Source organism: Methylophaga sp. UBA1464 (genome assembly GCF_002325665.1).
Taxonomy (GTDB): Bacteria; Pseudomonadota; Gammaproteobacteria; order Nitrosococcales; family Methylophagaceae; genus Methylophaga.
In genome coordinates, this window is the sequence record NZ_DCSO01000005.1 from 10,582 (window position 1) to 11,494 (window position 913).

The 913-nt window shown below is 44.2% G+C and carries 1 protein-coding gene and 1 pseudogene; one reads left to right on the forward strand and one right to left on the reverse strand.

Annotation, left to right across the window (positions count from 1 at the left end; translation table 11 throughout):
• Window positions 1-282, forward strand: a pseudogene (locus B3O33_RS00445) (hypothetical protein); the annotation flags it as partial.
• A 6-nt stretch (window positions 283-288) separates the two neighbouring features.
• Here B3O33_RS00445 and B3O33_RS00450 read toward each other — a convergent pair.
• Window positions 289-913 (reverse strand): TetR/AcrR family transcriptional regulator (locus B3O33_RS00450; protein ID WP_292362718.1); only part of this gene is annotated, 625 nt, incomplete at its 5' end.

The window sequence follows — 913 nt, forward strand, 5'->3', positions numbered from 1 at the left end:
CTGGAACACGATAGACAAGACGCGATAGCCGTTTTACAAACCACCCGGCAGCAAGTGGCTGCACTGCAGCCTGATCCCGAGGAACCGTCACGCACATGGTATCAAGGATTTAAAGATAACCTGGATGTAAAAGCCAGATTGCAGGATATTCAACAAAAAGCCGAGCAGGGCATTAATGCTGCCATTTATTTATTAGCTGAGTTTGTATTAATTATGCTGATTTTGCCGATTGGCTTTTTGTTTGTTGCCTGGCGATTGATAACGAAACTTACCCGAACGTAACCTTAGTTATTTAAGGAATCGTAATGTTTTCGCCATCATCAATTGTTTATCAAGAATGCGTCTGGTTCGATTAAATTGTGGACTATTATCGGTAAGCCAACTGCAGAATGTAAGCAGATAGATACCGGTCAGCACCGTTTCATCAACGGCCCGCCATGGCAATGTGGAATGTTGTGCTGAAGCTTCCCGTAACCACTGAACTGTTCGGCTGATCCGCAGCAAAGCGGGTACCTGGATATGCAGATGCCCCGGTTCCAGTTTATTCACGATCATTTGTCGGGTAACACGCTGATTTAATGCCAGGGGTTCCAGCCAGGCCATTAACAAATGATGAAATTTCTGCTGATTGTTTAGTGTTGGAAATATGGATGACTGGATTGAGTTGAGCATATTCAGGTCGGCCCGATCAAACCAGGCATCGCTGATTTGTTCTTTTTCAGCGAAACAACCATACATATCAGCCAGTGAAATATTCAAATCAGCTGCAATTTCGACTAAACGAAGGGATTCCCATGATGTGGCAGAAGCCAGTTTGACTGCGCTATCAACAATCTCCTGCTGTAAATCAGTATGTTGAGTCATGATGCCTCTCCAATAACTGGTCAGGACTAGGGTCTGTTGATCTTTCATA